The 26166-nt window shown below is 41.5% G+C and carries 22 protein-coding genes; 11 read left to right on the top strand and 11 right to left on the bottom strand.

Going from position 1 to position 26166, the window contains the following annotated elements; translation table 11 throughout:
• Positions 1 to 7 precede the first annotated feature (7 nt).
• Genes plsX through yceD form a run of 3 tightly spaced genes read right to left on the bottom strand, consistent with a single transcriptional unit; the run spans position 8 to position 1763 of the window.
• Positions 8 to 1036 (bottom strand): phosphate acyltransferase PlsX, encoded by a 1029-nt coding sequence (gene plsX, locus Q4546_RS02485; protein WP_076536206.1) that lies wholly within the window; start codon positions 1034 to 1036, stop codon positions 8 to 10.
• Positions 1037 to 1050: 14 nt separating this feature from the next.
• Positions 1051 to 1221 (bottom strand): 50S ribosomal protein L32, encoded by a 171-nt coding sequence (gene rpmF, locus Q4546_RS02480; RefSeq protein ID WP_011496728.1) that lies wholly within the window; start codon positions 1219 to 1221, stop codon positions 1051 to 1053.
• Positions 1222 to 1238: 17 nt separating this feature from the next.
• Positions 1239 to 1763, bottom strand: a complete 525-nt coding sequence (yceD, locus tag Q4546_RS02475) for a 23S rRNA accumulation protein YceD (protein ID WP_076536204.1) — start codon at positions 1761 to 1763, stop codon at positions 1239 to 1241.
• A gap of 240 nt (positions 1764 to 2003) precedes the next feature.
• Between yceD and Q4546_RS02470 the strand changes: the two genes are divergently transcribed.
• A complete protein-coding gene (locus tag Q4546_RS02470) occupies positions 2004 to 2612 on the top strand; it encodes a nucleoside triphosphate pyrophosphatase (protein WP_303445622.1) in 609 nt (202 codons plus the stop codon).
• A gap of 179 nt (positions 2613 to 2791) precedes the next feature.
• Here Q4546_RS02470 and Q4546_RS02465 read toward each other — a convergent pair whose 3' ends face one another.
• Positions 2792 to 3448 (bottom strand): HAD family hydrolase, encoded by a 657-nt coding sequence (locus tag Q4546_RS02465; protein WP_102440289.1) that lies wholly within the window; start codon positions 3446 to 3448, stop codon positions 2792 to 2794.
• Positions 3445 to 4401 carry a 23S rRNA pseudouridine(955/2504/2580) synthase RluC gene (gene rluC / locus Q4546_RS02460; protein WP_102520007.1) on the bottom strand — a complete coding sequence of 319 codons (957 nt, stop codon included), beginning with the start codon at positions 4399 to 4401 and terminating at the stop codon, positions 3445 to 3447. Before rluC ends, Q4546_RS02465 begins: the two co-directional genes overlap by 4 nt.
• A gap of 601 nt (positions 4402 to 5002) precedes the next feature.
• Here rluC and rne point away from each other — a divergent pair.
• Positions 5003 to 8278, top strand: a complete 3276-nt coding sequence (gene rne / locus Q4546_RS02455; protein WP_303445621.1) for a ribonuclease E — start codon at positions 5003 to 5005, stop codon at positions 8276 to 8278.
• 334 nt (positions 8279 to 8612) lie between these two features.
• Positions 8613 to 10172 (top strand): SulP family inorganic anion transporter, encoded by a 1560-nt coding sequence (locus Q4546_RS02450; RefSeq protein WP_076536194.1) that lies wholly within the window; start codon positions 8613 to 8615, stop codon positions 10170 to 10172.
• 78 nt (positions 10173 to 10250) lie between these two features.
• On the opposite strand, the gene Q4546_RS02445 is transcribed toward Q4546_RS02450, so the two are convergent.
• Positions 10251 to 11165 carry a bifunctional methionine sulfoxide reductase B/A protein gene (locus Q4546_RS02445; protein ID WP_102530768.1) on the bottom strand — a complete coding sequence of 305 codons (915 nt, stop codon included), beginning with the start codon at positions 11163 to 11165 and terminating at the stop codon, positions 10251 to 10253.
• A gap of 184 nt (positions 11166 to 11349) precedes the next feature.
• On the opposite strand from Q4546_RS02445, the gene Q4546_RS02440 reads away from it, so the two are divergent.
• Both Q4546_RS02440 and ylqF read left to right on the top strand, forming a co-directional pair.
• A complete protein-coding gene (locus Q4546_RS02440; RefSeq protein ID WP_102439613.1) occupies positions 11350 to 12189 on the top strand; it encodes an isopenicillin N synthase family oxygenase in 840 nt (279 codons plus the stop codon).
• A gap of 130 nt (positions 12190 to 12319) precedes the next feature.
• Positions 12320 to 13264: a ribosome biogenesis GTPase YlqF gene (ylqF, locus tag Q4546_RS02435; RefSeq protein WP_076536189.1), complete on the top strand. Its 945-nt coding sequence runs from the start codon at positions 12320 to 12322 to the stop codon at positions 13262 to 13264.
• Between the two features lie 129 nt (positions 13265 to 13393).
• Here the strand turns inward: ylqF and Q4546_RS02430 are convergent, their stop codons facing one another.
• The gene (locus Q4546_RS02430; RefSeq protein ID WP_303409991.1) at positions 13394 to 13921 is read right to left on the bottom strand and encodes a low molecular weight protein-tyrosine-phosphatase; all 528 of its coding nucleotides are present in this window, start codon (positions 13919 to 13921) and stop codon (positions 13394 to 13396) included.
• Positions 13922 to 13964: 43 nt separating this feature from the next.
• Entirely contained in the window at positions 13965 to 14879 is a 915-nt protein-coding gene (locus Q4546_RS02425; RefSeq protein WP_303445620.1) for a DNA ligase, read from the bottom strand.
• A 186-nt stretch (positions 14880 to 15065) separates the two neighbouring features.
• On the opposite strand from Q4546_RS02425, the gene Q4546_RS02420 reads away from it, so the two are divergent.
• The 3 genes from Q4546_RS02420 to Q4546_RS02410 all read left to right on the top strand — a co-directional run bounded on the left by Q4546_RS02420 (position 15066) and on the right by Q4546_RS02410 (position 17856).
• A complete protein-coding gene (locus tag Q4546_RS02420) occupies positions 15066 to 15443 on the top strand; it encodes a diacylglycerol kinase (protein WP_102439618.1) in 378 nt (125 codons plus the stop codon).
• A 317-nt stretch (positions 15444 to 15760) separates the two neighbouring features.
• Positions 15761 to 16648 carry a hypothetical protein gene (locus Q4546_RS02415; RefSeq protein ID WP_303445619.1) on the top strand — a complete coding sequence of 296 codons (888 nt, stop codon included), beginning with the start codon at positions 15761 to 15763 and terminating at the stop codon, positions 16646 to 16648.
• Positions 16649 to 16836: 188 nt separating this feature from the next.
• Positions 16837 to 17856 (top strand): GGDEF domain-containing protein, encoded by a 1020-nt coding sequence (locus Q4546_RS02410; RefSeq protein ID WP_102476394.1) that lies wholly within the window; start codon positions 16837 to 16839, stop codon positions 17854 to 17856.
• Between the two features lie 48 nt (positions 17857 to 17904).
• Here Q4546_RS02410 and Q4546_RS02405 read toward each other — a convergent pair whose 3' ends face one another.
• The 3 genes from Q4546_RS02405 to pdsO all read right to left on the bottom strand — a co-directional run bounded on the left by Q4546_RS02405 (position 17905) and on the right by pdsO (position 21719).
• Positions 17905 to 18489: a class GN sortase gene (locus tag Q4546_RS02405; protein WP_102476395.1), complete on the bottom strand. Its 585-nt coding sequence runs from the start codon at positions 18487 to 18489 to the stop codon at positions 17905 to 17907.
• Between the two features lie 26 nt (positions 18490 to 18515).
• Complete coding sequence (locus Q4546_RS02400) at positions 18516 to 20828, bottom strand: marine proteobacterial sortase target protein (RefSeq protein WP_303445618.1); 2313 nt, start codon at positions 20826 to 20828, stop codon at positions 18516 to 18518.
• Between the two features lie 81 nt (positions 20829 to 20909).
• Positions 20910 to 21719 carry a sortase-associated OmpA-like protein PdsO gene (pdsO, locus tag Q4546_RS02395; protein WP_102439607.1) on the bottom strand — a complete coding sequence of 270 codons (810 nt, stop codon included), beginning with the start codon at positions 21717 to 21719 and terminating at the stop codon, positions 20910 to 20912.
• A 217-nt stretch (positions 21720 to 21936) separates the two neighbouring features.
• Here pdsO and pdsR point away from each other — a divergent pair, with 217 nt between their 5' ends.
• The 3 genes from pdsR (at position 21937) to Q4546_RS02380 (ending at position 26071) form a co-directional block, all read left to right on the top strand.
• Positions 21937 to 22629 carry a proteobacterial dedicated sortase system response regulator gene (gene pdsR / locus Q4546_RS02390; RefSeq protein WP_303445617.1) on the top strand — a complete coding sequence of 231 codons (693 nt, stop codon included), beginning with the start codon at positions 21937 to 21939 and terminating at the stop codon, positions 22627 to 22629.
• Positions 22629 to 24794 carry a proteobacterial dedicated sortase system histidine kinase gene (pdsS, locus tag Q4546_RS02385; RefSeq protein WP_102439605.1) on the top strand — a complete coding sequence of 722 codons (2166 nt, stop codon included), beginning with the start codon at positions 22629 to 22631 and terminating at the stop codon, positions 24792 to 24794. Before pdsR ends, pdsS begins: the two co-directional genes overlap by 1 nt.
• Before the next feature lie 80 nt (positions 24795 to 24874).
• Positions 24875 to 26071 carry a cystathionine beta-lyase gene (locus Q4546_RS02380; RefSeq protein ID WP_102439604.1) on the top strand — a complete coding sequence of 399 codons (1197 nt, stop codon included), beginning with the start codon at positions 24875 to 24877 and terminating at the stop codon, positions 26069 to 26071.
• The last annotated feature ends 95 nt before the right edge of the window (positions 26072 to 26166 follow it).

The raw sequence follows: 26166 nt of genomic DNA, 5'->3' as shown, positions 1-26166 counted from the left end.
TATGAGATCAGCTATTGATGTCTAAAAGAATCGTCTCCAGACGATCTTTAATCATTTCCGGTAAACGACGTTTTGCTTCCGTTGCAGCTAAATTGATTGCTTGTAAATAAGCGGCTTCATCAGCATTTCCGTGACTTTTTACTACTATTCCGCGCAATCCTATCAGACTTGCACCATTGTAGTGGTCGGGGTTCATCTTACTCAGTACAGCTTGGATACGTGGAGCGAGGAATTTTGATAACAAACGAACGAAAAAGCCTTGAGTTAATCCATGTTTTAATTGATGAACTAATAACTTAGCAATACCTTCAGATGTTTTTAATGTAATGTTGCCAACAAAGCCGTCACAGACGATAACATCGACTTTGCCGGTAAATATCTCATCACCTTCAATAAAGCCATCGTAATTGACTTGAGAAGTGTGTATCAGGTGCTGAGCTGCTTGTTGGACTTGATCGTTACCTTTAACGTCTTCAATACCGACGTTAAGTAACGCAATTTTTGGTCTAGAGCGTTTATGCACAACTTCACATAACACCGAGCCCATGACAGCAAACTGAAACAAGGTTTCAGAATCGCAAGAAACGTTAGCACCCAGATCGAGTAAATAGACTGGTTTACCTGTCATAGCAGGTAAACAACTGACTAATGCAGGTCTATCTACACCGGGCAAGGTTTTTAATAAGATCTTTGATAGCGCCATTAACGCGCCAGTATTACCCGCACTCACACAGGCCTGAGCCTTACCATCTTTAACTAATTCTAATGCTAAGCGCATTGAACTTTGTTTTTTAGAACGGATAGCATGAATTGGTCGATCACACATAGTGATGACTTCAGTGGTATGGATAATTTGAATTCTTGCTTGAATAGCCGTTTCAATATCAATTAGATATGGGTCTATTTCGGCTTGATTACCGACTAGATAAATTGATAATTGAGGGTTAAATTTCAGTGCCTGCAAGGCTGCAGGCACTGTGACGAGGGGGCCATGATCGCCCCCCATCACATCTAACGCGAGCGTCAGATTCGTCATAAGATTAGCAACAATTACTTGTTGATAACCTTTTTACCGCGGTAAAAACCATCAGCAGTCACATTGTGACGTAGATGTAATTCACCGCTAGTAGCGTCTACAGATAATTGAGCTGTGCTCAATGCATCGTGTGAACGGCGCATGCCGCGCTTTGAACGTGATTTTTTATTCTGTTGTACAGCCATTTGACCTGTCTCCTAGATTACTTGCTCTTCAGTTTTTCTAACACTGCAAACGGATTTGGACGCTCCTCATGAGAGGGGTCAATCTCGCCTACAACTACGTCGCTCGTTCCTAAATTGCAATCATCATTCTGATGCATAGGAATAATTGGCATAGCGATTATCAATTCATCTTCAACCAATTGATGTAGACGAACTTCACCAATTTCATTGCACTCAATCGGCTCATACGCATCCGGGAGCTCATCGATTTCATCTTGGGTCTTACAAAGACCAAAGCTGAAGTCGACCGTAACCTTTGTGGTATATGGTGTCATACAACGTTGACATAGCAGAGTGAGCTCCGTCACAGCCTTCCCGCGAAGGTAGACTATCCCCTGAATATCGACGCCACATTCTAACGACACTGTCACATCGGAACAATCGCCAGCACATAATTCATTTAATCGCTTATTTTGAACCCCAGGCACTATGCCTTCATAACGAAGACCACTGGCTGCAGTTCGAATAGGATCAATTGATACTGGTATCTTTACTGTTTGCATAAGGCGCGCATATTATAGTTTGAAAACGCTAGAGTCAAAGAAAATTTATCCAAATTGTGGTTAATGACTTAACCAAACAAAATAGACTCATTACTTAAACACCAACATTAAAATGGATCGAAGCGAAATTTTACCTGTCACAGCCCGCGATCACAAGCGCGATCCGACTAAAATTACTCCATTCAGTCGCTTTTTTATCGTATTATAGAAGTAATTGTCTAATTCCCCGAATAGTGAGCCATGAACACTAAAATCATCCTAGCTTCCACCTCTATTTATCGCAAAGCGTTATTAGAAAAATTACAACTGCCGTTTGAATGTGTCAGCCCAAAAACCAATGAAACGCCGCTTAAAGATGAAACAGCGCAGCAATTAGTTTTGCGTTTAGCGCAATTAAAAGCACATGCTGGTGTTGAGTTATTTAATCAAACGAGCTGTCAGCAAGCGCATATTCCTGCTGTGATCATCGGCTCTGATCAAGTGGCCGTCATTAATGGACAAATCATTGGTAAACCACTAAACAAACAAAACGCAGTTAAACAACTTAAGCAAGCCTCAGGTCAATCTATTACCTTTTATACTGGCTTAAGTGTTATCCATAATGTCACACAGCAAGCTTATAGCATTGTAGAACCCTTCACTGTGCACTTTAAAAAATTAACGACTGCAGAAATTGAGCGTTATGTTGATTTAGAGCAGCCTTTATATTGCGCAGGTAGTTTTAAATCTGAAGGACTGGGTATTGCTTTATTTGAACGCCTTGAGGGAGATGACCCTAATACCCTCATTGGTCTGCCATTAATCCGCTTAATCGAGCTATTAAAGCGCCATAATATAAACGTGCTATAAACTTTTTGATGCTAAAAAATATTTACACAATGCTAAATTTTCAACAAGACCGTCTTTAGCTTGCACAATGCCGTTTTGCTAGCTGTCAGTTCAACTGGTAATTGGCTCACAAAAAAGCCGATGCGGTTAACATCGGCTTTATGAATTACAAAAGTAAGCAAAGCGTATTATGGCTCTGCTTATATATGTAATAAAATATCTTTCGGCTGATTAACTGTGGCTGTGGGCCCTTCAGTTAACAGATCCTCTAGGCTATGGGCGCCATAGGTGACCGCAATACTGTTTACCTTAGCATTGTTCGCCATCGCAATATCAAGTTTTGAATCACCGATCATCACCGCTTGATCCGCGTTAATATTTAACTCTTCGAGCAAAGATAAAATCATCGATGGATGCGGTTTCGAATGCGCTTCATCGGCTGAGCGAGTCGCGACAAAATATTGCCCTAAACCAGTTTCAGCCAACATTCGGTCTAAGCCCGCCCGCCTTTTACCAGTGGCAATTGCCAAGGTGTAACCAGCGGTTTTGAGTTGTGCAAGTAAATGCTCTATGCCGTCAAACAAAGGCGATGGTGTTAGATTAACATTAAGGTAATAGTGTTTATAACCTGCGATTAATTCATCGTACTTATTCCCATGATGAGGAAATAATTTTTCTAACGCAGGTAATAAAGACAAGCCAATGATATCCCTAACCGCTTGCTCAGAGGGAATATCAAGTGCTAATGATTGCGCCACGCTTTGCATACAATCGACAATTTTACCGACTGAATCCATTAAGGTGCCATCCCAATCAAAAATCACTAATTGGTACTGCTTTATATTATTTAGCTTCATGCACGAGTCAATTTATCTAAAGTGGCTAACAAAACATCATCAAGTGGCGCTTTGACTGTGGTGACTTCATCATTGTCAGGATGTTTAAATTTAAGCTCTGCAGCATGCAAGAACAAACGATTTAAACCTTTAGCCCGCATAGAATCGTCAAATTTTTGCTCACTGTATTTGTCGTCACACGCAATAGCATGGCCGGCATATTGACAATGCACGCGAATTTGGTGAGTTCGACCTGTCACTGGACTGGCTTTGACTAAGGTACATCCTTGGTAACGCTGCATAATTTTGTAACGTGTTTCAGAAGGTTTACCTTCTTGATTGGCACGAACAATACGTTCGCCGGATTTTAAGGTAATTTTTAGCAAAGGCACTTTAACCACTTTGTCTTTTGCCTGCCAATCACCTCTAACTAATGCAAGGTAATCCTTTTGCATCGTTTTGTTTCTAAGTTGCTCATGCAAATGCTTAAGTGCACTGCGCTTTTTGGCAATAAGCAACACGCCAGAGGTGTCTTTATCTAAACGATGTACTAGCTCTAAAAATTTTTGCTGTGGCCTTAAAGAACGTAATCCTTCAATCACACCGTAATCGACACCGCTACCACCATGAACTGCGATACCTGCAGGTTTGTTCAGCACGATAAGATGATTATCTTCATGAATGATTCTGCTTTCTAACTGGCTTACTTTAGACAGTTTTGCAGACGGCGCTGTGCGGTTGTCTTTTTCCGCAATTCTAACTGGCGGAATACGAACAACATCTTCAAGTTGAAGCTTGTATTCTGGCTTCACTCTTTTTTTATTAACCCTCACCTCACCTTTACGCACGATTCGGTAAATCATGCTTTTAGGTACACCTTTCAATTTGGTGAGAAGAAAATTGTCAATGCGTTGTTCGAAATGGTCTTCATCAATAGTGACCAATTGAACTTTTGTGGGAGTTTCTGTATTCATGATGCGCCTTAAGTTATTACGGCGCGTATTGTAACCTAAGTTTCTACCTGATGGGACAATAAGAATGAGAGTTTTGATTGCTGTCTAAATTGATTATTGCTATATTTGCGCTGTGATTGAGGATAAACAGTGGATAAAATGTTCACAAACTCAATTTATTACGGTGTTTTTTCAGTAGAATTCATGAACAAGACTGGTAGCAAGTCATTGATTTGCAAATTGTAAACATCACAAAACGAAATAATTCGTTTTTACAATTAAACCGTCGGTGTCATCTTTATTTTAAAAGTTTTCCTGAAAAATACCATCCCAAATTCGAACAAATTTTAGCTTGTTATCAAACAAACCAATTCGACTTGGGCATTATCGGAAGAAATATTAAATTTATGGGGTTGGTTGATAATGAACAACCAATTCCTTGTTTTTGTAATTATTAAAAAATAAGCCATAAATAGGATGCGACACGCAGCGATGCGTCTTACAGTAATGCGCACCTAACTTGCCTAAAAACCAGCCGCGAGGCTTTGTGCATAACCATTTTAGGCCCGTAATGCAGCGAATTTACTTTGTTTGATGACCTTATTAGAAGAATTAAGTCATCATGAAACGTATGTTAATTAATGCAACTCAGTCTGAAGAGTTGCGTGTTGCCCTAGTTGATGGGCAACAATTGTATGATCTGGACATCGAAAGCCCAGGCCATGAACAAAAAAAATCAAATATCTATAAAGGTACTATCACCCGCGTAGAACCTTCTTTAGAAGCTGCTTTTGTTGACTATGGTGCTGATCGCCATGGTTTCTTACCGCTAAAAGAAATTGCTCGCGAATACTTCCCTAAAGGTTACTCTTTCCAAGGCCGTCCAAATATCAAAGAAGTGGTATCTGAAGGTCAAGAAGTTATCGTTCAAATTGATAAAGAAGAACGCGGTAATAAAGGCGCTGCGCTAACAACCTTTATCAGTCTTGCAGGTTCTTACTTAGTACTTATGCCTAATAACCCACGTGCTGGCGGTATTTCTCGTCGCATTGAAGGTGATGAGCGTACTGAACTTAAAGCGGCAATGTCTGAGTTATCAGTGCCAAACGGTATGGGCTTAATCGTTCGAACTGCAGGTGTTGGTAAAGATGCTGCTGAATTAAAGTGGGACTTGAAAGTTTTACAACATCACTGGGATGCAATTCAAGAGGCCGCGCAAACCAAACCTGCACCTTTCTTAATTCACCAAGAGAGTAACGTTATTGTTCGCGCAATACGTGACTACTTACGCCGTGATGTCGGTGAAATTCTAATCGACCACCCGCGCATTTTTGAAGAAGCTAAACAGCACATAGGTTTAGTTCGACCAGATTTTGTTGAGCGCGTTAAGCGTTATGAATCAGAAGTGCCGTTATTTACTCACTTCCAAATTGAATCTCAAATCGAGTCGGCTTTCCAACGTGAAGTACGTTTGCCTTCAGGTGGTTCAATCGTTATTGACCCAACTGAAGCGTTGACCTCTATCGATATTAACTCTGCACGCGCAACCAAAGGCGGTGATATCGAAGAAACAGCATTAAACACTAACCTAGAAGCTGCTGATGAAATTGCCCGTCAATTACGTCTTCGTGACTTAGGCGGTTTAGTGGTTATCGATTTCATCGATATGACCCCTGTTAGACACCAACGTGAAGTTGAAAATAGAATGCGTGATGCGGTTCATTTAGATCGTGCCCGTGTTCAACTCGGTCGCATCTCACGCTTCGGCCTGATGGAAATGTCTCGTCAACGTCTTCGTCCTTCTCTTGGTGAATCAGCTGGCCATTTATGTCCTCGCTGTCACGGTCAAGGTACGATTCGTAGCACTGAGTCTTTAGCGCTTTCTATTCTTCGCTTAATGGAAGAAGAAGCAATTAAAGAAAACACCACTCAAATAGAAGCAGTAGTGCCTGTCGATGTAGCGGCCTTCTTGTTAAATGAAAAGCGTAAAGCAATTCGTATTACTGAAGAGCGCCATAAAGTTGAAGTTTATGTCATCCCAGATGCACATATGACCACACCAGATTACCGCGTATCACGCCTCAGAAGCGATGATGAAGTGGTTGAGTCAAGCTACAAGCGTGTTGAAAAGCCTGCTGCAAAACTTTACGAGCCTCGCAAATTAGAGCGCGCGGAAGCACAACAGCCAGCAATTAAAGGCTTCGGTACCCCTAAAGCGGCGCCTGCAGCTACAACTGCAGCTAAACCTGCTGCAGTAGCCAAACCGGCTGCGCCTGCAGAGCCTGGGTTCTTCTCAAAAATTGTTGCTGCTATTAGTGGTTTATTCGCCTCACCAGAGCCAGTTAAAACTGAAACTAAATCTGCTGATAAGAACCGTAAAGAAGCACAAAACAACCGTCGTAATCGTCGTAACGACTCTCGTAATGACAGTCGTCGTAACGATTCTCGAAATGACAACCGCCGTAATACTCGCAACGACGCTGATAATAAAGGTCGTGATAATAAAGCGCGCAATAAAAAGTCGGACAGAGATGTAGCTAATAAAGAACAACTTGATAAGCGTCCAACTAAAGCAGAGCCAAAAGCGAAGACAGAAAAGCCACGTCAAGATGCTGAGAAATCGCCTAAGCAAGAAGCAGCGAGAGAGCGTCGTCAACGTCGTAACATGCGTCGTAAAGTGCGAATTGAAAATGAGCAAAACGAAGCTAAATTAGCGGAAACCACCACTTCACAGGTTGAAGTTGCAGTTGAACCTAAAGCTAAGCCAGAGACCAAACAGGATTCAAAACCTGCCCGTACTCGCCGCCCAAGAAAAGACGCTGAAGTTATCACTAAAAATGATTCAGCTAAATCTGAAGCTAAGGCTGCTGTTCCAGTGACTAAAGACGTTAGCACTGAAACTGACATTAAAGTAGAAGCTGAAACGCCAGTTGAAGCGCAAGCACCGGTTCAGGCGCCTGTTACTGAAACCGCTGTTGCTAACACAACATCTGCAGAAGAAATCACAGCAACTCAAGATGCTTCTGAAACCGTAAATGAAGATGCTGATGACAAGCGTGAAGGACAGCGCCGTAGCCGTCGTAGCCCTCGCCACCTTCGTGCAGCGGGTCAACGTCGTCGTCGTGATGAAGATGATACCTCGTCAAGCCCTGCTGTATTTACATCTGTTGATGAGCTAGAAAAACAACTTGATGCAGAGCAAGCTAACGAAGCTAAAGCTGCACCTACTGTAGAAACGCCAGCTGTCGAAGTTAAAGCCGAAACACCTGCAGTAGAAGTTAAAATTGAAACGCCAGCGGTTGAAGTTAAAACTGAAACCCCAGCAGTTGAAGTGAAAACTGAAACGCCAGCAGTTGAAGTAAAAACTGAAACGCCAGCAGTTGAAGTTAAAACTGAAACGCCAACAGTTGAAGTGAAAACTGAAACGCCAGCGGTTGAAGTTAAAACTGAAACGCCAGCGGTTGAAGTTAAAACTGAAACGCCAGCAGTTGAAGTAAAAACTGAAACGCCAGCGGTTGAAGTTAAAACTGAAACGCCAGCGGTTGAAGTTAAAACTGAAACGCCAGCGGTTGAAGTTAAACCTGAAACAGCTAAAGTTGAAGTTAAAACGGTTGCATCTGCACCTATGACTAAGCCTGTTGCAATACAACGTAAAGCCGCAGTCGCACCAACAACTGTCGCACCAACCGAAGTTAAAGCTGAACCAGCTGTTAAAAAAGCACCTGTCGCTAGCCGCTTCGGCTCTATGGTCATGTCAGATACGACTAAGCCAGTAACAGAGGTTCGTACTCAGCAAGCTGTGCCAAAAGGCCGCGAGTATCAAGCTTCGCAAACTGAAGCCAATAGCGTTAAGTCAAAAGTGGCCAATAGTGCTTCAGCAGATATGTCTAAAGCATAACTGTTAGCATTCACCTTTGATGGTAATAAAAACCACGCTTCTTAGCGTGGTTTTTTTATGCTTAACTTTTACTAAAAACTTAGAGACTGTTCAAACTACCAGCCCTTATCAAGCCTTGATATTAATCCTGATTATAAAACCTCAGCTGTGATCTAGTTTTTCTGTTACTAACGAAAATATCAAGCTTAGCTTATCCTCTTAAAAATTCTCTCTAAAACCCTAACGATACGAATTAGCACAAATTAAGTTTAATTTCAGGTTTAGAAGGTTTGTCATTTTTGTTAACATGCTCACACTTTTATTATCAAACACATCAATAGATTTCAGAGGTTAAATGTTCGATCTACTACGTCATAAAACCAGTAGCGGCAAAGCAGATATATTATCTGGTTTAACCGTTGCACTCGCGCTTATTCCTGAAGCCGTTGCTTTTGCTTTTGTCGCACAAGTTGAGCCTATGGTAGGACTTTACGCAGCCTTCATCATGGGGCTAATTACTGCTGTTATTGGTGGCCGTCCTGGGATGATTTCTGGCGCTACCGGCGCGATGGCTGTTGTTATGGTATCACTGGTGGTTGAACATGGTGTTCAATACCTATTTGCCGCAGTAGTACTGGCAGGGATAATACAAATTTCTGCCGGTATTTTTAAACTGGGTAAATTTATCCGTATTGTTCCTTATCCTGTGATGATAGGTTTTGTGAATGGCTTAGCCATTGTGATTTTCCTTGCACAATTAGGCCAATTTAAAGTAAAAGATGCTGCTGGCAACATGGTATGGCTTGCACAAGAGCCCCTAATGATTATGTTAGCTTTAGTGGCACTAACTATGGCGATCATTCACTTCTTACCCAAAATAACCACTGCTATCCCTTCTTCATTGGTGGCTATTTTAACGGTAACGGCATTGGTTGTAGGCTTAGATTTAGATACTCGCAATGTACTCGATTTCTTAAAAACCATGAGCGGCGATGAACAAGCAACAATTGCAGGTAGCCTGCCAAGCTTTGCTATCCCAAGTGTCCCATTCACGCTAGAAACGCTTTATATCATTCTGCCTTATGCCTGTATTCTTGCTGCTGTAGGCTTGATTGAATCATTGCTGACGCTAACCGTTATTGATGAAATGACTAACAGCCGTGGTAAAGGTAACAAAGAATGTGTTGGTCAAGGTGTTGGTAATATTACCAGTGGCTTTTTCGGCGCTATGGGTGGCTGTGCGATGATTGGACAATCGATGATTAACATCAACTCTGGCGGTCGTGGACGATTATCAGGGATCACTGCAGCACTCGCTTTATTGGCATTTATCTTATTTGGTGCAGCCTTTATTGAAATAATTCCGTTAGCTGCATTAGTTGGGGTTATGTTCATTGTCGTTTTAGGTACCTTTGAATGGGCCAGTTTCAAAGTCATGGGCAAAGTGCCTAAGCATGATGCGTTTGTCATTGTGTTAGTAACAACGGTAACCGTGTTCACAGATTTAGCCTTCGCAGTATTTGTCGGCGTTATTGTGTCTGCATTAGTCTTTGCTTGGGAGCATGCCAAACATATTAATGTTGAAACCAATATTGATGCCAACGGTTGGAAAGTTTACAAATTAAATGGACCGTTATTTTTTGGTTCGGTATCTAATTTCTTAGAGCTGTTTGACGCAGAGAATGATCCTGAAGACATTATCGTAGACTTCCAAAACTCACGGGTTGCAGATCATTCTGCCCTCGATGCAATTGACACCTTAGCAGAGCGTTATCTTGCTGCCGGTAAGAAGTTACACTTGCGCCATTTGAGCGGTGATTGTAAAGATTTACTCCATAAAGCTAGAGCGTTAGTCGAGGTCAATGTGATTGAAGATCCCCATTACAAAGTGGCTGACGACGCATTAGACTCTTAATCGTTAGGTTTACACATTAAAAAAGGCGAACTCAGTTCGCCTTTTTTGTTGCCGATGTAAACTAACCTTAGCTAGTCATTATTTATCAGTGTCCTTTAACAACTGCTCAAATCGTTTCATCGCCATTTCAAATTTTGGTTTAATAATTAACTCACAATATGGCTGCTCAGCATTATTAGCATAATAATTTTCGTGAACACTTTCTGCAGGATAAAAAGCTTCGAACATGGCAACTTCGGTCACTATAGGTTTAGGCCAAATGGCTTGCTGAATTAGTTTACTAATAGCGATGGTCGCTTGATCAACCTGCTCTGTTGAATGAGTAAAAATAACTGAACGGTATTGCGGACCTTTATCATTACCCTGCTGATTTAAGGTGGTGGGATTGTGAATGGCAAAGAAAACCGCCAGTAAGCTTTGGTAACTAATGATACTAGGATCAAATTCCACCAATATAACTTCAGCATGTCCAGTATCACCAGAACATACCGCCATATAATTTGCATCGCTACCACTACCGCCACTGTAGCCTGGCGTTACCTCAATCACTCCCTTTAACTCATTAAATACCGCTTCAATGCACCAAAAACAGCCCGCGCCAAAAGTAGCAAACTGATTACTATTTACTTTTTGTAATTCATCTGCCGTTTGAAATATCATCGAAACAGAATTGACACAGTGACGGATATTTTTAGCGGTTAACATTTCGCCTTCAAATATATGCCCTAGGTGGCCGTCACATTTTCGGCAGGTGATTTCGATTCGATGGCCATCTTCATCGGGAGTTCGGTCAATTGCTCCCGGTATTTCATCATCAAAAGCAGGCCAACCACAATGAGCATTAAATTTATGCTCACTTTTGTACAGAGGCGCTAAGCACTTTTTGCATAAATACACCCCTGGGGCATCATGTTTGACGTATTCGCCGCTAAAAGGTTGCTCAGTTCCTTTTTGTTCAATCACATACTTTTCGAATTCCGTTAACTGCTTCATGAGTTCCATCTCTACTTCTGTTTTGATTAGGTTTACTGTACTGCAAGTATTACAACTATGGCAGTATGCACAATAAAGATCACTATTTCGACTGACCAAGACATATTTCGCATCAAAAAATTGCGACAAAGTGTGACCAAGGTTAGAATCGCGCTGGGTCAAATAAAAACAATAGAAGAAAAATATGAAACTAGAAACAATTGATTACCGCGCAAAAGATTGTCCACAACAGTTTGTCGCTTCATTAAGAGAAACCGGGTTTGGCGTTCTTTCTAACCACCCAGTCAGTCAAGAACTGGTCGAAAAAATTTATCAAGAGTGGTATGCATTTTTTCAATCTGAACAAAAAAATGATTATCTATTTAAACCAGAAACCCAAGATGGATTTTTCCCTGCTTCAATTTCTGAAACCGCTAAAGGCCATAGCGTAAAAGATATCAAAGAATATTTTCACGTTTATCCTTGGGGCCGTATTCCTGAATCGTTAAAACAAAATATCTTAGCCTATTATGCACATGCCAACGCGCTAGCAGCAGAGTTACTCGGCTGGATTGAAGAGTACGCACCTAAGGATATTGCTGACAAATTCTCAATGCCATTACCACAAATGATTGAAAATAGTCAGAAGACATTATTAAGAGTACTGCACTACCCGCCAATGCTTGGCGATGAAGAGTTAGGCGCTATCAGAGCTGCTGCACATGAGGACATAAACCTTATTACTGTACTACCTGCTGCCAATGAGCCAGGACTACAAGTTAAAACCAAAGAAGGTAACTGGGTTGATGTACCCAGTGACTTTGGTAATATCATTATCAATATCGGTGATATGCTACAAGAGGCATCAGCAGGTTACTACCCTTCAACGTCACATCGGGTGATTAACCCTCAAGGCAGTGATAAAACTAAATCAAGAATTTCATTACCACTATTCTTACACCCAAATCCAGAAGTAGTATTGTCAGAGCGTCACACCGCTGACAGCTACTTAATGGAAAGACTGCGTGAGCTTGGGGTTATTTAACCCTACTGCTTATTTAGTGACATCGTTAATGATATTAAAGCGCCAATAGGCGCTTTTTTTTATCATTTTTACTCATAACAAGGTAGAATATGCCCCCTTTGTTAGTAGTAGATTTATAAAAGGCAAAATCATGGCAATTCAATGGTACCCAGGTCACATGCATAAAGCTCGTAAAGAGATTGAAGAGGCAATGCCTCAAGTCGATCTTGTTATTGAGGTGCTTGATGCCCGTATTCCTTATAGTAGTGAAAACCCAATGGTTTCTAAGCTAAGGGGCGATAAGCCATGTATCAAACTACTGAACAAGTCTGACTTAGCAGATCCAAAAGTCACGGCGCGTTGGATTGAGTACCTTGAGCAGGAACAAGGCGTAAAAGCCACTGCTATCACCACGCTACAACCTGGTCAGGTCAAAAACATTCCTGATATCTGCCGCAAACTGGTACCTGCCAGAGACAAAATCGAAAAAGATATTCGTACCATGATCATGGGGATCCCTAACGTTGGTAAATCTACCATCATTAATACACTTGCAGGTAGAACCATTGCTAAAACCGGTAATGAGCCAGCTGTAACTAAACGTCAACAACGAATTAATTTACGAAATGGCATCGTACTATCAGATACGCCGGGTATTTTATGGCCTAAAGTAGATAACGAAGCCAGTAGCTACCGCCTTGCTGTTACTGGTGCAATTAAAGACACCGCAATGGAATATGAAGACGTTGCCATGTTTGCTGCTGAATATTTCTTAAAAGCTTACCCACAAGAAATTTGTGAGCGTTATAAGCTTAAATCATTGCCAGAAACCGACATTGAATTACTTGAAGAAATTGGCCGTAAGCGCGGAGCACTAAGACCTGGTGGCCGTATCGATTTACATAAAGCATCAGAATTACTGTTACATGAATTCCGCTCTGGCAAAACAGGGCTACTTACCCTTGAAACCCCTGAAATGGCCGAAATCGAGAAAGAAGAAGTCGCTAGAGTGTTGGCTGAAAAAGAAGCTATTAAGCAGCAGAAATTAGAGCAAGAAAATCTGAAACGATCAGGTAAACGTCACCAAGGCGAATAAGGCTTTAACAAAAACATCCAGCTTATCTGCAATGTGTTTGATAAACGACATTTTTAAAATAAAGGCTTAGCAGCAATGCTAAGCCTTTATTGTTTTTACCCGTTAAAGAGCGAATATGTATAGATAATATTAACGGTTTTTCGCTATCTGCTTTGCTAAATTATCAAGGCTAGACTCCAGTAAGTCCAAAACCGTTTCAAAACCATTAGCGCCGCCATAGTAAGGGTCAGGAACTTCCTTGGCATGATTCACTTGCTCAAGGGAAAACTTATCCATACTCAGTTCATCAAAATCAGCTATATCGTCACTCATATAACTAAGCATTAATTTAAGCTTATGTTGATGTTCTTGCGGGCATATTGCCTGCAAGTCCTTTAAGTTAAAATTATCTGCAGCCAGTATTAAATCAAATTTTTCAAAATCAGCCTGAGCGATTTGCCTTGCATACATGCCTGAAAAGTCTAACCCTCTGGCATTACCCGCTTTAATCGCGCGCGGATCGGGCGCATTACCTTGGTGGTAAGCTAAGGTGCCAGCAGAGGCAATCTCGATGACTAAGCCATATTCAGCCGCTTTACTACGAAACACAGCTTCAGCGCTAGGTGAGCGGCAGATGTTACCTAGGCATACGAATAGTACCGAGTTAATTGTATTCACATAAGTTCCTTTTTCAGCGTATTAAAAATTGTTTTTATGTCTATCACATTTTAGGTCTTTCTCTTAAAAAATGAGCGAATCGTGGCACACCATTTTTGGTTAGACCTAAGTACTGATAAGTTATCGTTGCGCCTATTTGGGGCGGCTTACGCCTTTGTTCATCGCTAAAGCCGCTACCGATTTTAAACTCAAGCCCATCGGGCATGCTGACAACTATTGCCCCTAGCATACCGGTATATTTCCCCTTGCCTTCAATATGCTTAATAACAATGGCTTCAGCATCATATTTGGGTTTTAATTTCATAATATCTTGGCTGCGACCTACTTTATAAAAAGCTTGCTTGCGATGAAGCATTAGCCCTTCACCTTGGGCACTCACGACTAAATCCAGTTTTTTATACAGCATGGTGTCAGAGGTTATCGTTTCTTGGGGTATGACTTGCAGATATTTAGACTGCTTGGCCAGCTGTTGCAGTGCTATGTATCTGTCACGAAACATGCCCCCATGTTCAGGTAAGTCAAACAGCATAAACTTCACTTGCCGCCACATTTCACTGTCTGGGATATTTTTTCGTGCAAGCCCTGACATGGCTTCAAAGCTTGCTCTTCCTAGCCATAACTCCCCTTCTAAAACCTGCTTGGGAAAATCTGCCACGAACCATTGCGGTAAAATGAACTCTCGACCTGAACGTGAAAGCATTTTGTCCCCAGTCCAATAACCACGTACACCATCTAACTTTTCACTGACATAATATTGATTAATATCAATTCCTTCAGTGATTTTGGTAGCAAGTTGGATTGCTGGCTTATCTGCAGCAAGCAATATGGGGGGCGCAAAGAGACTCAATACTGTCATGATGATTGATATATTACGCCTTATAAAATCAGCCAATATAATTACTATCAACGACAGAGCTGACACTGGCGTAGCAATAGTTGTTGATAAAAAAATAGACATAGCTGCATCCTTGCTGGTATTTGGAACAACATCCTGTTGCCGTAAAAGTAAACTAATAATTAAACAAATTGATTAGCAATTTTAGTGCATGATCAATAAACTGCCATAAGTTAGCCAATGTTTGGCTACTTTTGTCATCAATTGGACCATCATCCACCAAACCATTTAGGGACTAAGTCAGCCAATATGAAACCTGAAAACAATCATGGATTAAAACGTGTCTTACGTGCGACAGGTTTTTCATTTAAAGGGCTTAAAAGTGCATGGGTTAACGAAGCAGCATTCAGACAAGAACTGATTTTAGCGGGGATTTTACTGCCAGTGGCTATTATGGTCGATGTCAGCCTTATTGAAAAGTTGCTGTTAATCATGACTTTATTTATTGTTCTGATCACCGAATTAGTTAACTCTGCAATTGAAGCTGTAGTGGATCGCATTAGTGATGAAATTCATCCCTTAAGTGGCCAAGCCAAAGATACTGCCTCTGCAGCAGTATTTATGAGCCTAGCCCTATGTGGGATCACTTGGGCATGTATTTTGATTAATGCCTATGTGCTGAATTAGTCTCTTTTACTTTTTAATCTTGTCAATCAGCCACAGCAATTCTGCGCCCCTCTACGATGTAGTTATTATCAGGTATGGTTATAAATGCGCATTAAACAAGCTGGTTTAATGCGACTTTCGTTTGTTTTTAGCCCAATACGCTTGTTAACCTGTACTAGATCAAAAAAACCACCGCTTTAGCAACAAAAACTTCACATTTGCTTACATAATGCTAATATATTTCAGTGCTAAGATATTAGCCTAGTAAAACTAAAAAAATAATAATGCACGACCCTCATTTATTACCCCAAATGAGCCCCATAGAGTGCGGAGAAATAATGTTAAAGCGAGTCCCTATCGGTCTATTGACAGCCCTATGTATATCTAACAGTGTGTCTGCTGACGAGTATAAATTTACTCTCGGGGCTTTTTATGCCAATACAGATTCCACCATGTTAGTTAAAAGTGCCAGAGATACAGGTAATTACTATTTGCTTGATTTTGAAGACGACTTACTTTTAACAGAAGATCAATTTCTACCTTTTTTCGAATTCCGCTATCACTTCAAAGACCGTCATAATATTTACCTTGATTGGAAATCTCTACATCGAGATGCTGAAACCCCACAACTGGGGTTTGATATTGAAATCCCTGAATTTGGCGATAATGATCAGAATTACCTTATTGATGGTAGTGCCACTATTTCCACCACGTTAAATATCGATATTCTCCGTTTAGGTTATGGTTATGATATTTGGCAAGGTGAACAATATTTTGTCGGCGCATCGATTGGTATGCACACCATGTTTGTTGAAACCATTTTCGAAGGCAATATTAGTTTATGTGAAGGTCACAGTGACCCCAATAGTTTGTGTGATACGACGACCTTTACTCCAAAAGTTGTTGATAACGCAATCACTGCGCCTCTGCCTAATATCGGCTTATATGGTAACTATGAATTTTATCCTGGTTGGACATTTGGCGCCCATGTTCAATATTTTGCGATCAAATATGATAATTTTAAAGGTTCGTTAGTCGACATCAGGGCTGGCGTGCAGGCAAAAATTAGCGATAACTGGCAATTAGCACTGGCGTATAACTATTATGATGTCGATGTTGATATTGAACAATCTAGAAGTATTATAGATGAAGAATATCGTACCCTAGATTACAACATAAACTATGGTTTCACCGGCCCTATGTTTGCAGTGTCCTACCGCTTTTAAACAACTACATTTTTAATCACGGCAAAATATCTTATCTTCAATCAATAAACGGGCAAACTTTATTTAAGGTTTGCCTGTTTATCAAAAAACTTACTAACAAAATATCTATCACATTAATTAATTGTTATATTTCATTGATAAACCTAATTGGTTCATTCGCTTTATTACCTATTTTGTTGAGGGATTGAATGTCTAACGATTTATTGAAAACGGCCGCGCTTCATCTAAAAAAAGCCGTACCTTTAATGCTAAAACACAGCATTCCAACAACACCAACCAATTATGCACTTTGGTATGCCTATGTTAGCGAAACCAATCCTAAGCTAAATCTGGCACTTGATGAAAATATTAAGCTAAATCAACAATATTCACCCGTTTCAAGTGAGTTACTGTATCGAGAACATATCGCCGATCCTGTTGAGTTAGATGTCAGAACTATGCGTCAAAATCTTGATGCTATGGTGTGCGAGTTATCTCAATCAATCAAAGATACCCATCATGACACCCGTACTTTTCAATCTCAAATACAAAAAAATGTCCGTAAATTAACTGAGTTTGAAAACCAAGATTTTTCACTGGAACAATTGGTCACTGTGGTGCGCAGTATGGTTAAAGAATCTTCGCGTATTCAATCAAGTAGCAAGAGTTTTACTGAACAACTCAATAAAGCGCAGTCCGAGATTAATATTTTAAAACAAAAGCTGGCTAAAACAGAAAAAGATGTTTTGTATGATGCACTCACCGAAACGTTAAATCGTCGCGCCTTTAATGACGATATTAATGCGGTTATTGCACAATCGCCCCAAGGCTGCTGCTTGATTATGGCTGACATTGATAACTTTAAACTATTTAATGATACTTATGGCCACCAGCTTGGGGACTTAGTACTTAGAGTGGTAGCCAAACGGCTACAGGAATCTTGTCGAGAAGGGGTAAAGTTATACCGTTTTGGCGGTGAAGAGTTTGCCATTATCGTCCCAAATAGCCAATTAAGGATCGCCAGACAATTAGCCGAAGCCATGAGACGCTCCATTGAAAAACTCAGGGTCAAAGACAGGCGCAGTGACACTCGAATTGATAATATCAATGCGTCATTTGGTGTGGTGCAGTGGCAAGAAAATCAAACAACTAGTCAGCTAATTGAGGCTGCTGACCAGTTGTTATATCAAGCAAAAAGATTAGGGCGTAATAGAGTCATGCCTATATAGTTAAAGCGATTAAGTAGCGAGTTAAATTAAACCGTCCAATTAAAACAACTAACTGTGATTTACTTGTTTTGCCGTTACCACGTAACGGTAATCACTGCTTGCAGACAAGTCTTCAAACGGGTAACAGGTTATCAATGTTAGCTGATTATCCGCCGTCATATCGAGTATCTCTGTTTGCGTTTCATGTACTATATCGATGCCGGTTATTAAGTAACTTTGTATTTGCCCAATTGCGGTTTCTAATTCTACGATGTCGCCTTTTTTAACATTTTTTAAGTGTGAAAAATGGGTGTCTCTGTGGCCAGCAATGATTGTATTACCAACCTCTCCAACCCCTGCACCTTTAAGCATCAAGCTTGGGCCAAACGCCAAATTTCGGCCCGAAGCCCCCGCTAGCACAAACATAGGATCCCCTACAGGATAAACATCTGTTTCTTTATCTGCATAAAGCATTAACTTGCCAACTGGATGCGTATCAGCCCAGCTCCAAGGCTTATGGGGTGTTTGGTCTTGCAAGGTTTTATTCCATGCTTGCTCAATTAAATATTGCGCAAAATTCGCTTTAACTTGCATATAGGCTCCATGTGATAAAAAACTGACTCCTAAGACGGCTAAACAACCAGGGATGAGCATTTTTAAACTTATCAACGCAGCGCTCCTTATTTATGCTTAGGTATGGTTAACCGCTGACCAGGAAGACACTGCTTAAGCCAAAGTCCATGCAAAAGCGCAATCAATAAAAAGCTTAATCCAATGAGTATATTCAAACGGCTCGATGTTGCTGTTTGCGGTAAGACACCTGCTTTTTGTAATCCCTTTGGTAAATGTGGCTTTACTTGATAATCAGCGTTAAATTCAGGGGTAAAATTAACTGGGGTTTTATCGACCGCCACTAGACTTGTTTGTGAGGTCACCAGGTGATACTTCATTCCTAATGCTTTAACTTGCTGTTTTATTCTTTCACTGTTCGCCCTAGTTTGGGTGGCTTCAATGGCATTGATTTGCGCATTAGCCCAGATAAGATCTAACCCTGGGGCCTCAATGTCTGAATTATCTAAATGACGAGTCTGGTGTGGATTAGGTATCTGTAGTTGCCAATATTCGCCCTGAGTCTCGCCTGATATAACAATATCTTGCTGATTGTATGCCGGAGATTTAAAGCTGACTAAGATTGGTTCATCAGTATATAAATCAGGGATTCTTGCAGGCCAATGATCAGGAATTGTGCCGTCTTGATAAGTGACTTTTACATCTGTTGCCACTGGTTGCTCAATCTTTTGCAGTAACCCTTCGATTTTTTGTTTTACCTCAGCCGTTTTACCAATGTAGGTGTAAATGCCACGGCCAAACATGGCTGCGCGCTCCATAAAGTGCGTATTCGGGGCCGAGCCTATCCCGACAGTGAATAATCGACTTTGACCTAAGTCGGCTTCTATTTGCTTAAATAAACCTTGCTCGTTAGCCACCGCGCCGTCTGTAATAAATATCACCTGACGTAGCGCGTTTTCACTCCCGATTTGATTGCTTTGATCTTGAATTAGCAAAGAGGCAGAAAGCGCCATGCTAATTTCAGTGCCGCCATTGGCTTGTAATCCTTGGACAAATTGATTGGCTTTAGCAATATTACGGCTGTTAACTTTCAAAGATGATGCAGATAGTTTTGTTAACTGATGATTAAATCCAATAATATTAAACTTATCTTTCGTTCTTAAACCTGCAAGCGCAGACAGTAAAGCCTGTTTGGCCTGCACTATAGAGTCCCCTTCCATAGAGCCAGAGGTATCAATAACCAAGATTAACTCCCGAGGAGTGACCCCGTTATACGTTTTAACTTGTGGCGGCGTTAACATCACTAAGCCGTAATAATCTTGATTGTTGATACTATTTTTAGCTGACCTAAGTTCAGCTGATTGATGAGTTAATCCTTGTTGAATGAACATTGATGGCAGCGGCAACGTAACTTCAGCATGATTTGCAGCATGCGATTTAGCTGCATCAACAGGCTTCCAATTCAATACAAAATCTTGATTGGCGACCACAGCGCGATCAAGTTCTACCATCCATTGTTGCTTGCCTGCCACTGGCGCTGCTTTAATTTTGTGATACGGACTGGTTACCGCACCAAGTTCAAAACCTGTATTTAATTCGACATTAATATTAACCATGATATTACCAGCAGAATCCGAAGAGGCATCATCAGTTACAGCCCCTTCTGCAAAGTTATTCAAATTAAAGCCGGTTAGCATCTCAGGTAGCATTTCAGCAATAGAATCAAATATGCCCAAATGGTTATGGCGCTGTTGCCGACTAGGACTTTCACTAGAACTCTGACTGCTAGCACTATTACCGACTAAAACTTGCTCTGATAAAGCTGTTGGCGAATAACGCGGCGTAATGGTCATTGGAAACCGTAAACTAAACTGACCCTCTTTATAATTAAGTTTTTCTTGATAACTTATCTCAACAGTTAAAGTCTCGTTAGGGGCTAAATTCGCCACTTCTGTGGTAAAAATATTCACCCTTTGCTGACTCACTAAACTGGCACGTTTACCTGCAGCTTTGGCTTTTTCAAAGGTGGCTTTGGCTTGTAATTTTGGTTGTACTTCGCCTTCAATAATACGCTCGCCAATGACTAACCGCATTTGATCCACCGCTCCATTGTGGGATAACGGAAAATGATACTTACCGTTTATAAAGCCTTGGGTGTTATTGGTAAAGGTTTGCTTAACCTTAACGCGATTAACCCAGCCAGATACTTTCATTGACACATCGGTGGATAAAGGCAAGCTATAGTGGATTTCACCCTCTTGTATATATTCAAGCACACCCTGGGTTATCTCAGCAGAGCGCCCATCTGCTTTACTTGTTGGCATTGCATATACTGGAAATAGCACATTCAAAATCACTAAACCCAGTAAAATTAAGCTCGAGCAAAGGTAATGCACCCTATGACGATTAACACTAATATTCATTGTTTTCTCTCCATGAAATTAGCGTAAACCTCAAAACCAGCATTCTCACCAGTCCAAGGTTTACACTGAATTTTCGTCATATTAATTAGCGGCTAAAGCTTCACCCACAGGGATAATTTTTAAAGTCACGCGGCGATCAAAAAAGTCGTTTTCAAAATTTTGTTGCTCATGTAAAGGCGCTGTCGCGCCATAGGCTTTGGCATGTAAGCGTTCATCAGCTATGCCTTGATTAGCCAAATACTTGGTCACTGCTATTAAACGCTGCTCTGATAGTGCTTGGTTAAATTTACTGTCACCGCGGCGGTCAGCGTAACCGGTTAAATCCAACATCAAATCTGGTGATAATGCCATCACATAAGCAACATCATCGAGTTGTTGTTCAAAATGAGGCTCGATAGTCGCTGAGCCGGTTTTGAATTGCACATTTAGCCCGATGGCCAGCTCTTGCATTTTTTGCTCTTGAGCATGGCGCAAATCGGCTAATTGCGTCTGCACTTGTATATATTCATCATTGACCTCCGCCAAAGACTGTTGCTTTTCATGTAGCGCCGTAAGTTCATAAGTTTGCAGCTCGAGTGCCTGTTGTTGCTTGGCGAGTAACTCATTTTGAGTTTCAATCTCAGAATCATCACCCACAGTCTTACCAATAAGTACCCCAACAAAGCTGCCAACGATGGCGCCAACAGGTCCGCCTACCACAGCGCCTAATATGGCCCCAGATGACAAGCCGACTAACTCTTCTGTGTGCTCTCTTTCTGGTGTTTGTGCTAAAACATCACTTGAATCAATGGTTGAATCAATCGCTGGTTTCATTTCTTCTGCGTGTAAGTGAGTGATGTTGGCGATCGATAAACTGCTGATGATTGCGATGGCGATTAATTGCTTTTTCATGGTGTTGTCCTTTATTTCAGATTAATAATTAATTTGAATGAAGTGCGTTTGCTCATTCGATGAAACTATTAAACAGCATTGAAATGGCAATTAAGGGGCGTAAAAGTGGCAATGTAGCGATGAAATGTGGCAACAATATGGCAATTGCTAGGGAGCGCTTTTTTGGCCATAAAAATAATGTATAGTCAGCCATATAAGACAAAACAAAGATGGTGATATGAAAAGAATTGCGATTGTAGAAGATGAAGTAGCCATTAGAGAAAACTATAAAGAGTTACTGCAACAACAAGGCTATAGCGTGCAGGGTTATGCCAACCGCCCTGCTGCCATGTTGGCTTTTAATGCCCGTTTACCTGACCTAGCCATTATTGATATTGGCCTTGAGACCGAAATAGATGGCGGCTTTACCTTATGTCAGTCGCTGCGATCTATGTCTAGCAGTTTACCGATTATCTTTTTAACCGCCCGAGACAGTGACTTTGATACCGTTTGCGGCCTTAGATTAGGCGCTGATGATTACCTATCAAAAGATGTCAGCTTTCCGCACTTAATTGCTCGTATTGCCGCTTTATTTAGACGCTCAGAACTGATTGGCGCAGCCATCGTTGAAGATAACCTGATTGAACACGGCAAGCTCACCATTGATGGCAACCGTATTCAGGTGCACTGGCAGCAGCAACCTATAGAGTTGACCGTGACAGAGTTTTGGATGGTGCACGCGATGGCAAAACATCCAGGTCATGTGCGAAGTCGCCAAGACTTAATGCAAGAAGCTAAAATATTTGTCGATGACAGTACCATTACCTCCCACGTTAAACGTATTCGTAAAAAGTTTTTAAGCGCAGATAAAGACTTTAATTGCATCGATACCGTGTATGGCATGGGTTACCGCTGGGACAGTGTCAGTTAATGTTTAATATTCCCATAGGGCTGCGCGCTAAAGTCGTTATCTTATCGCTATTTTTGCTGTGCTTACCTTGGCTTGGCTATGAATACGTGTGGGAAATGGAAAAATACCTGCGCCACGGCCAAGAAAAAACCTTGGTGGGCACCACTCAAGCCTTAGCCACCGCATTGCATGAACGCCCGAAACTGTTTAATCACCAAGCCAGTTTTTTAAGTCAGGTTGAAAAAGGCCGCGACTTATACGCCTATCCACTTTCGGGGCCAATTCAACTTGATGGTAAACTGACTGATTGGCAGCAATATCAGCATAGAGTGATCAATTATGGCACTGATCACGTGATTTTTAATCGTAATGAAAACCAAGTCGTTGATATTCACTTTAGTCACATGGTGGGTAAATACGCCGGCTATTTATATGGATTTTTTGAGGTTGCCGATAAGCATCTGGTCTATCGTAGTAAAAATAGCTTACGGGTAGATAAAAACGATCATTTAGTGATTGCCACTCAAACACCTGATGGCCAATTTAAGCGTTATATTGTCGCCAACACTCAAGACGGTTGGTTAAGTGCCTTTGAGCTGCCACAAGATCCAACTCAATCAATGCCCGTAACACCAGAAATTCGCATTCAAGGACAATGGCTTGCCACCGATAGAGGTTATAACATTGAATTTAGAATGCCGCTAAATATGCTAGGCAGTAAACTCGGGTTCGCCATTTACAATGTTGATGACAGCCAAACCCGTACAGTGAATACTATTATCGGTACCTCAGCTATCGATTCTGTGGCGCATTTAGGCACAGTGTTAGTGCCATCACCTGAAATTGAAAATATTATCAAAGGTATGAGTCATAACAGCTCGCGTATTTGGGTGGTTGATAATCATGGCCGGGTATTAGCTAAATCGGGTGACATTCGCGCCAGCAATAATCTTTGGTCATCAAGCTTAGATGACACCCGTGAGCCTAGCATTTGGGGGCAATTTAAAACTGATTACCTATTGCCGCTATATTATAAAATCCTCACTAAACCGCCGCAGGATTTTGTCGATTCATTGCAAGACTCAACCGAGTTAAGTGGCAGTCATATACAACAAGCCCTTAATGGAAAACAAGGCTCAACCTGGCGCTTAACCCCTGATAGTAAAGCGGTGGTATTAGCCGCGGCCAGTCCTATCTGGATTGATGATAAAGTTATGGGCGCCGTCATTGCTGAAGAAACCACCCACGGAATTCGTACCCTGCGTAACCGCGCGCTAGAAAAACTGTTTAATGTGATTTTAACCATCATGAGTATGGGCACCTTGGCGCTGTTTATCTTTGCATCCAGCATTTCAAGCCGCATTCGCAAACTCAGAGATCAATCTGAACAAGCTATCGATAGCCAAGGCCGAGTGAGACAACAAATTGTCCCCTCTAAAACCCGTGATGAAATTGGCGATTTATCTCGCAGCTTTGCCAATATTGTTGGCCGTTTAGGTCAATACACCCACTACTTAGAGAACATGTCATCAAGGCTGTCACACGAACTACGTACCCCAGTTGCCGTAGTGCGTTCATCCCTTGAGCATTTAAGCTTGCAACAACTTGAGCCTGGCAGTGAAAAATACGTCGCTCGCGCTCAAGAAGGTGTCAGCCGTTTGCATTTAATCTTAAACAACTTAAGTGAAGCAACCCGCTTAGAAGCCAGTTTATCCCATGCAGAGCAAAGCCAGTTTTCTTTAACAGAAGTCATTAGCGGCTGCATGCAAGGTTATCAATATACCTACCCTGAAACTCAATTTACCCTAGACATTGATGATGGCCCAATGATCATGTTCGGTGTACCTGAATACATAGCGCAGCTGATGGATAAACTGATTAATAACGCCATTGAGTTCAGTACTGATGATCCTATTAGGCTGACACTTAAACGCACCGCTAAAACTGCGATTATCGAACTGGCTAACCAAGGGCCATTATTGCCTGCAGACATGACAGCGCAAATCTTTGAATCTATGGTGTCAATACGTCCACAAGGCGTGCAAGCCAAGCCGCATCTAGGGCTAGGTTTGTACATTGCAAGATTAGTGACTGAGTTTCACCAAGGCAGCATTAAGGCTGAGAATCTAGCCGATGGCAGTGGGGTTAAGTTCGTGCTGATATTCCCCTTAGCAGACTCAAAATAACCTTTATTTTAGCCGTATAGATGTTAGGATGGCTAAAACAATAATTCATAACATCCGTTGTGCCAGTTGGGAATGAATCTATGAGCAATCAGCAAGACAAATTAGCCACGCAAATCGTCAGTGTCGGCAGAGACAAAAAATACACCAAAGGGATTATTAACCCACCGGTGTTTCGCGCCTCAACCGTAGTGTTTGACACCATGGATGACATGCGTTTTGCCATTAAAAATAAAACCAATGGCGAAATGTTTTATGGTCGCCGTGGCACCCCAACGCATTTTTCATTTCAGCAAGCCATCAGTGAACTTGAAGGTGGCGTAGGTACCGCCTTGTATCCGTCAGGTGCGGGAGCAATAAGCAGCGCGTTACTGTCATTTTTAAAAAGTGGTGACCATTTATTAATGGTTGATAATGCTTACGAACCTACCCGCGATTTATGTAATAAGCTGTTAGCTGGCTTTGGCATTGAAACCACCTATTACGATCCGTTAATTGGTGAAGGGATTAAAGCGCTGATTAAACCCAACACCAAGGTGTTATTCCTTGAATCACCAGGCTCTATCACCATGGAAATTCAAGATGTTCCCACTTTAAGTCGTATCGCACACGAACATGATATGGTCGTCATGCTCGATAACACTTGGGCTTCGCCTATCAATTGTCGTCCATTTGAGATGGGCGTTGATATTTCAATTCAAGCTGCCACTAAATACATTGTTGGTCACTCTGATGTGATGATGGGCACAGCAACCGCTAATGAAGCCTGCTGGGAACAACTGCGTGAAAACAGTTACATCATGGGTCAAACTACTTCACCAGATGATGTTTATCTTGCCGCAAGAGGTTTACGCACCTTAGGCGTCAGAATGGCCCAACATGACAAAAATGCCTTAAAGGTCGCTAATTGGTTAGCCTCCAGACCTGAAGTAGACCACCTGCGCCACCCTGGGTTTGAAACTTGTCCGGGCCATGAGTTTTACCAGCGAGATTTCAGTGGCGGTAATGGCTTATTCTCATTCGTACTCAAACAAGGCAACTTAGCCTCTGTGACCGCTTTTGTAGAAAACATGCGTCACTTCAAAATGGGCTTTTCTTGGGGTGGTTATGAAAGTTTAATTCTCGGTGTCTTTGGCATTGATAAAATTAGAACTGCCACCACATGGGACACCAGCAAGCCGCTTATTCGCCTACATATTGGCCTTGAAGATCCCGATGATCTTATAGCCGACTTAACCGCAGCATTTGAGCGTTATAACGAGGTTGAATCTAAGCGCTAAGCCCTGATTTAGAGCTTATCAACAACACAAATAATCGATAATAAAAAGGCCGAACAGTGTAATATGTTCGGCCTTTTTAATGTTTTGAATGGCTA

The organism is Shewanella sp. 4_MG-2023 (genome assembly GCF_030548015.1).
GTDB lineage: Bacteria > Pseudomonadota > Gammaproteobacteria > Enterobacterales > Shewanellaceae > Shewanella.
Note: the sequence above shows the minus strand (reverse complement) of the source record. Positions and strands in the feature narration are given on the sequence as shown.

What these genes read in the sequence shown, in the direction of transcription:
- plsX (WP_076536206.1), bottom strand. Translation starts at nt 1,036, where the DNA reads ATGACGAATCTGACGCTCGCGTTAGATGTGATGGGGGGCGATCATGGC.
- rpmF (WP_011496728.1), bottom strand. Translation starts at nt 1,221, where the DNA reads ATGGCTGTACAACAGAATAAAAAATCACGTTCAAAGCGCGGCATGCGC.
- yceD (WP_076536204.1), bottom strand. Translation starts at nt 1,763, where the DNA reads ATGCAAACAGTAAAGATACCAGTATCAATTGATCCTATTCGAACTGCA.
- Q4546_RS02470 (WP_303445622.1), top strand. Translation starts at nt 2,004, where the DNA reads ATGAACACTAAAATCATCCTAGCTTCCACCTCTATTTATCGCAAAGCG.
- Q4546_RS02465 (WP_102440289.1), bottom strand. Translation starts at nt 3,448, where the DNA reads ATGAAGCTAAATAATATAAAGCAGTACCAATTAGTGATTTTTGATTGG.
- rluC (WP_102520007.1), bottom strand. Translation starts at nt 4,401, where the DNA reads ATGAATACAGAAACTCCCACAAAAGTTCAATTGGTCACTATTGATGAA.
- rne (WP_303445621.1), top strand. Translation starts at nt 5,003, where the DNA reads ATGAAACGTATGTTAATTAATGCAACTCAGTCTGAAGAGTTGCGTGTT.
- Q4546_RS02450 (WP_076536194.1), top strand. Translation starts at nt 8,613, where the DNA reads ATGTTCGATCTACTACGTCATAAAACCAGTAGCGGCAAAGCAGATATA.
- Q4546_RS02445 (WP_102530768.1), bottom strand. Translation starts at nt 11,165, where the DNA reads ATGAAGCAGTTAACGGAATTCGAAAAGTATGTGATTGAACAAAAAGGA.
- Q4546_RS02440 (WP_102439613.1), top strand. Translation starts at nt 11,350, where the DNA reads ATGAAACTAGAAACAATTGATTACCGCGCAAAAGATTGTCCACAACAG.
- ylqF (WP_076536189.1), top strand. Translation starts at nt 12,320, where the DNA reads ATGGCAATTCAATGGTACCCAGGTCACATGCATAAAGCTCGTAAAGAG.
- Q4546_RS02425 (WP_303445620.1), bottom strand. Translation starts at nt 14,879, where the DNA reads ATGTCTATTTTTTTATCAACAACTATTGCTACGCCAGTGTCAGCTCTG.
- Q4546_RS02420 (WP_102439618.1), top strand. Translation starts at nt 15,066, where the DNA reads ATGAAACCTGAAAACAATCATGGATTAAAACGTGTCTTACGTGCGACA.
- Q4546_RS02415 (WP_303445619.1), top strand. Translation starts at nt 15,761, where the DNA reads ATGTTAAAGCGAGTCCCTATCGGTCTATTGACAGCCCTATGTATATCT.
- Q4546_RS02410 (WP_102476394.1), top strand. Translation starts at nt 16,837, where the DNA reads ATGTCTAACGATTTATTGAAAACGGCCGCGCTTCATCTAAAAAAAGCC.
- Q4546_RS02405 (WP_102476395.1), bottom strand. Translation starts at nt 18,489, where the DNA reads ATGCTCATCCCTGGTTGTTTAGCCGTCTTAGGAGTCAGTTTTTTATCA.
- Q4546_RS02400 (WP_303445618.1), bottom strand. Translation starts at nt 20,828, where the DNA reads ATGAATATTAGTGTTAATCGTCATAGGGTGCATTACCTTTGCTCGAGC.
- pdsO (WP_102439607.1), bottom strand. Translation starts at nt 21,719, where the DNA reads ATGAAAAAGCAATTAATCGCCATCGCAATCATCAGCAGTTTATCGATC.
- pdsR (WP_303445617.1), top strand. Translation starts at nt 21,937, where the DNA reads ATGAAAAGAATTGCGATTGTAGAAGATGAAGTAGCCATTAGAGAAAAC.
- pdsS (WP_102439605.1), top strand. Translation starts at nt 22,629, where the DNA reads ATGTTTAATATTCCCATAGGGCTGCGCGCTAAAGTCGTTATCTTATCG.
- Q4546_RS02380 (WP_102439604.1), top strand. Translation starts at nt 24,875, where the DNA reads ATGAGCAATCAGCAAGACAAATTAGCCACGCAAATCGTCAGTGTCGGC.